Origin of the sequence: Flavobacterium sp. (genome assembly GCF_035760125.1) — a bacterium.
Classification (GTDB): Bacteria; Bacteroidota; Bacteroidia; order Flavobacteriales; family Flavobacteriaceae; genus Flavobacterium.
The window spans coordinates 1-5516 of sequence record NZ_DASTTN010000217.1 but is presented as its reverse complement, the minus strand read 5'-3'; the positions used below and the strand labels follow the sequence as shown (position 1 = coordinate 5516).

General features: G+C 34.2%; 6 protein-coding genes. 2 read left to right on the top strand and 4 right to left on the bottom strand.

Annotation, left to right across the window (positions count from 1 at the left end; all coding sequences use genetic code 11):
* Positions 1-900: cytochrome c3 family protein (locus tag VFS71_RS07985; protein ID WP_326400405.1), on the top strand; the 900-nt coding region annotated here is incomplete at its 5' end.
* Positions 901-912: 12 nt separating this feature from the next.
* On the opposite strand, the gene VFS71_RS07980 is transcribed toward VFS71_RS07985, so the two are convergent.
* From VFS71_RS07980 to VFS71_RS07970, 3 genes are read right to left on the bottom strand one after another with little or no spacing between them, the layout of a single operon-like run.
* The gene (locus tag VFS71_RS07980; protein WP_326400404.1) at positions 913-1593 is read right to left on the bottom strand and encodes a GNAT family N-acetyltransferase; all 681 of its coding nucleotides are present in this window, start codon (positions 1591-1593) and stop codon (positions 913-915) included.
* Between the two features lie 47 nt (positions 1594-1640).
* Complete coding sequence (locus VFS71_RS07975; RefSeq protein WP_326400402.1) at positions 1641-2396, bottom strand: UDP-2,3-diacylglucosamine diphosphatase; 756 nt, start codon at positions 2394-2396, stop codon at positions 1641-1643.
* 15 nt (positions 2397-2411) lie between these two features.
* Positions 2412-2864 (bottom strand): 6-carboxytetrahydropterin synthase, encoded by a 453-nt coding sequence (locus VFS71_RS07970; protein WP_326400400.1) that lies wholly within the window; start codon positions 2862-2864, stop codon positions 2412-2414.
* A 260-nt stretch (positions 2865-3124) separates the two neighbouring features.
* Between VFS71_RS07970 and VFS71_RS07965 the strand changes: the two genes are divergently transcribed.
* Positions 3125-4792, top strand: coding sequence for an Ig-like domain-containing protein (locus tag VFS71_RS07965; RefSeq protein ID WP_326400407.1), 1668 nt, complete (start codon positions 3125-3127; stop codon positions 4790-4792).
* Here the strand turns inward: VFS71_RS07965 and VFS71_RS07960 are convergent.
* On the bottom strand, positions 4784-5516 hold a 733-nt coding region (locus VFS71_RS07960; protein ID WP_326400399.1), incomplete at its 5' end, for a nitrilase family protein. The two genes, VFS71_RS07965 and VFS71_RS07960, sit on opposite strands and share 9 nt — an antisense overlap.

The following is a 5516-nucleotide window of genomic DNA, read 5'->3' as shown; positions in this document are numbered from 1 at the left end:
GGCAAAGAAGTAGAAACCCATCGATTTGAAATTGTTTTTGGAATCAAGCATGCACAAACTTCTGTTTATTGGCGCAACAACAATACTTACGAATTGCCTCTTTCTTATTATACATCAGTTCACAGTTGGGCAACAAGCCCTGGTTTTCCATCAGACAAGCCGTATTTTGATCGAAAAGTAGTCAAAGATTGCTATGCATGCCACAGCTCTAACATAAGTAGCCGAACTGTTAATGAAAGTTCTAAAGGAAACAGCTTTCTTACGATGGATACTGAAGATGTTATCAATAAAAAAACCATCGTTTACGGAATTGATTGTGAACGTTGTCATGGACCAGCCAAACAACATGCAGAGTTTCATCTTAAAAATCCAAATGTAAAAGTGGCCAATAGTATTGTTAGCTACCAATCTCTTAGCCGACAGCAAAAATTAGATGCTTGTGCTCTTTGCCACTCTGGAAATGACGGAATCAAAGTAAAATCGCGTTTCGAATTTAAACCAGGAGATAATCTTTCGGAATATATGAGAAGTATGAGCGATCCTGACGGCACCGCTGAATTTGATGTACACGGAAATCAATATCGATTATTGGCGCAAAGCAAATGTTTTATCAAAAGTGAAAAAATGGATTGCATCACCTGTCATAATCCCCATGAAAATGCATCTCAAAATCTAGCTTCTTATTCTAAAATTTGTATTTCTTGCCATCAAGGAATTAAACATAGTGCTTCTACTCTTAAAACAATGCCATCCTCTTTATTAGCTAATAAATGTGTGGAATGTCACATGGCAAAAAAATCATCGAATGCCATTCGCTTTCAGCTTTCGAATAATGCAGAAATGTCTAATTATATTTTAAGAACACATAAAATTGCTATTTATCCAGCGGCTAAAAAGTAATCATTTTGGCGATTATTTTTGGACAATATTCCAAACACTTATTTTTGCTCTGGTTTCAAAACCTAATTTTTCATATAGCTTGATTGCTCCAATATTGGACTCTGCAACATGCAAAAATGGTGTTTTGTTTTTTGCTAAAATAGCATTTGCAGTATGAGTAACTAATTGCTTTGCGTATCCTTTCCCAGTATGTTCTGGATGCGTAATTACAGCACTTACTTCGGTATATTCATCCATTTGCATTCGTTCACCAGTTACGGCAACAAGTTGATTGTTTTTGTAAATGCCATAATAATTTCCTAATGAAGAAGTCTTCTTTTTAAAATAATCAGGATAAACAATTTTGACCAATCCCAATAAATCTTCTAAATGTTCCTCTTCTAATTTCACAATCTGATCTACAATGTCTCCTTCAATTTTGTCGTAAATAATCATTTGTAGACAGATTAATTCATTGTTTAATTTTAGGTTATCAGGTACATTTGGCTTTTGCCCGATAATATGAAAATTACTGACTAATTTAGAGTATTCAGAAATAGACTGCTCCATGTTATCAAGAGCAATAAAACCCCCAAAAGGGCAATAATCGGGATGATAAAATTTTATAGTTCCAAAATCAATTCCAAAATCTTTATGAGTTTCGGACACCGAATACCAAACGGGATTGTCTAATTTATGATTGCCAGTTGCCATTTTTTTATTTATGAAATACTGAAAATAAATTGTATTAATTGTGAAATTTATTCAAACTTTTTAACCTCGAATTTTTCTCCATCAAAAACTCCGTAGGTAAAATATGTGATCCAATCTCCAAGATTTACATATTCTGAATTTTCGCCAACTGGTTTAATCATTGGCAAATGACGGTGACCAAAAACAAAATAATTATAATGTTTGGTTTCCAGTTTTCGTTTGGCATAAAGAATAAGCCATTCGTTTTCTTCGCCTAAGAATTTAACGTCTTCGACCCCTGAGATAAGTTTGTTTTTAACGGAAAGATATTGCGCCAATTTCACTCCAATATCTGGATGCAACCATCGGAAAAGCCATTTTGAAAATGGATTGGTAAACACTTTTTTCATGCGTTTATAACCTAAATCTCCAGGCCCTTTACCATCACCGTGACCAATTAAAAAGGTTTTATCTCCGAAAGCAAATTCTTTGTTATCATGATAAACGGGAATGTTCAACTCGGTCTCAAAATAATCAGCCATCCATAAATCGTGGTTTCCCACAAAGAAATAAATAGGAATTCCGCTGTCGCGAATTTCGGCCAACTTACCTAAAATACGAACAAACCCTTTTGGAACTACGGTTTTATACTCGAACCAAAAATCAAATAAATCACCCAAAAGAAATATCGCTTCGGCATCATCTTTTACTTCGTTTAACCAAGCAACAAACTTTTGTTCTCTTGGAAAACTCAACTCTGGAGTTGGCGCACCAAAATGCTGATCCGAGGCAAAATAAATTTTTTTATTATTGGATAATTGCATGAACTACGTAATAAATTATTGATTGTCGCTTGCAAACCATTCAGCAAATGAAGACTCGGTTTCCTGCAATTTAAGAGAAAAAAGCTCAATGTTTTGAGGTAATCTACGGATAATTCTTTGAGAAAAATCAACAACCATATTTTCGCTGGTTGGCTGATAATCCACTAAAATCACATGATGACCACGATCTTTTAGCTCGTTGGCCAACTCAATATGCGGAGTAGTTTCATTGAAAACAGTAGCATGATCGAATTGATCGACAATCTCTTCTTTTACAATTTTTTTCAGATCCGAAAAATCAATGACCATACCAAACTTCACATTGTTACGATCCGTAATCGGTTTTCCGATAACGGTAACCGATAATTTGTAACTATGACCGTGTACATTTTTGCATTTCCCGTCATAGCCGTATAAAGCATGACCGGTTTCAAAATTAAATTGTTTGGTAATTCTAATATTGCTCATTGAAGATCTATTTTGGTTGCAAATTTAATGAATTAGCATGAGAAATGCTCTTTTAAAATCGGATTCCCTCGTTAGCAACTACTAGCCCTGATAGAAGCGATATCCTTTTTATAAGGTGATTTTTTTTCACCTTATAAAAAGATACAAGCGGATAGCAGGAAACAGCTCCTAATAATTGATAAAATATTTCGATTACAGTAAATATAATTGTTATTTTGTAGAATCAAATTTTAGTTCATTATGTTCAAAAAACATTTTAAATATATTCCTTTTTTGTTTCTGCTTTTTTTATCAGTTGTGCCAAAAGAGGTGCCATTACTGGTGGTGCGAAAGACACGATTGCACCAACATTAAAATATAGTTTTCCTGAAAATTATTCGGTTAAATTTCAAGGCAATAAAATCAAACTTGTTTTTGACGAGAACATCAAGCTTAAAAACCTGAACAAGCAGTTGATTATTTCGCCTCCAATGAAGAATGACCCGTTGATTACTCCAACGACTGCCACAAAAGTATTGACTATCACTATAAATGACACACTACAACCCAACACCACATATAGCCTAAATTTTGGGCAAAGTATTGCCGATAATAACGAGGGAAATCCATACAACCAATTTAAATATGTGTTTTCTACGGGAGATTATATCGATTCTTTGGCTCTTGGCGGAAGGGTAAAAGATGCTTATGATAAAGAAGTTGCTTCTTTTGTATCGATTATGCTTTATGAAGCGAATGAAAAATTTAACGACTCTACAGTTTACAAAGAAACTCCCCGATATATTACCAATACTTTGGATAGTTTGAAAACATTCCGTTTGGAAAATTTGAAAGGGGGAAAATACTATTTGGTTGCTATGAAAGACAACAATAGCAACAATAAATTCAATCCCAAATCGGATCGAATTGGGTTTAGCAAGCAAATTGTAACGATTCCCAATGATACCGTTTTTGAATTAGAATTATTTAAGGAAGTAATGCCATTTAAGGCCCTTAAACCAAGCCAAGCTTCTGGAAATCGATTAATTGTAGGTTATGAAGGCAATCCGAAAAGCAATGGCGAAATGGCCAAAATCACTCTGAAAAATAATGGTCAAACAGTACCTTCAATAGTTACAAAAATAGAGAAAAAAGACTCTTTGCAAGTCTGGTACAAACCTTTGAAAGTGGATTCTCTTTCGCTAAATATCGCAAAAGACAAATACCAAAAAGACTTTACTTTTAAAATCAAAAATCAAAAGAGTGACACTTTGAGTATTAAGGCCGTTCAAACTGGAATTTTGAATTTTAGAGATCGATTTACTTTGGAATCCAGTACTCCCCTGGTGAATTTTGACAAATCAAAAATGAAACTTGTTGACAAAGATTCGACTGCCATAGCATTTACTACCGCATACGATGAATACACCCAACAGCTATTTATCGATTTTAAAATAGAAGAAGCCCAGAAATACAATTTAAAATTGATGCCTGGCGCCGTTACCGATTTTTTTGAAAAAACAAATGATACTTTATCGTTTAGCACAAGTACAAAGAACCTTGCTGACTATGGAAATATTATTATGAATCTGAAAAATGTTAAGCGATTTCCAGTTATAATTGAATTGACAAATGAAAAAGGAGACGTTGTTAAAGCCAGCGAATACACTGATAGTAAAACCCAAATCGAATTCAATTTACTAGAGCCGAGCGCATACACGGTTAGAGCGATTTATGACGACAATAAAAACAAGGAATGGGATACTGGAAACTATCTTGAAAAAAGACAAGCTGAAGAAGTAATATATTCTTCTAAGGAAATAAATCTTCATGCTAATTTTGATTGGGAAGAGACTTTTGACTTAAGTCTTCCTTATGTTCCGGAACCCAAGAAGAAAACCCCAAAGGGGAAAGAAAACGAAAAAAAGAAAAAAAACAGCTCATTTTAGCACAAAAGGATCTTGATCGCTTAAAAAGTTAAACTTTTTTCTAACCAAGAGCAGTTCGGCTTTATTTAATTCGACAATAAAAACACCTTTTGTCTCTATAGGCTCCATAATGTAATCTCCCAAGAAATTGACTACTTGGGAATGCCCATTATATTGAAAATTGTTATCGTCTTCTCCAATTCTATTGACCCCAATAGTATAACACATATTTTCTATGGCACGTGCTTTGAGCAAAGCATCCCAAGCTTTTATTCTTATTTCTGGCCAATTAGCAACATAAATCAATACATCATACTCTTCCACATTTCTAGAAAAAACAGGGAACCGCAAATCATAACAAATCAAAGGACAAATTCTCCATCCTTTGTATTCAACAATTAATTTTTTGTTGCCAGCCGTATAAACTTCGTCTTCTCCAGCAAGTGTAAACAAATGTCTTTTGTCGTAAAATTGAATTTCTCCCGAAGGGAAAACAAAAACCAATCGATTGTAGAAATTTCCTTTTTCGGTAATAACTAAACTTCCTGTAATTGCTGAGTTTTTGGCTTTCGCCAAATCTTTTAGCCAAACAATCGTTTCTCCTTGCATGGTTTCAGCAACATCGTTGGGTTTCATGGTAAATCCTGAAGTAAACATTTCCGGAAGTACTATTAAATCAACGCTTTCGGAAATTGCATTGATTTTTTCTCTCAGTTTTTTTCTGTTTTTTTCTGGGTTTTCCCAG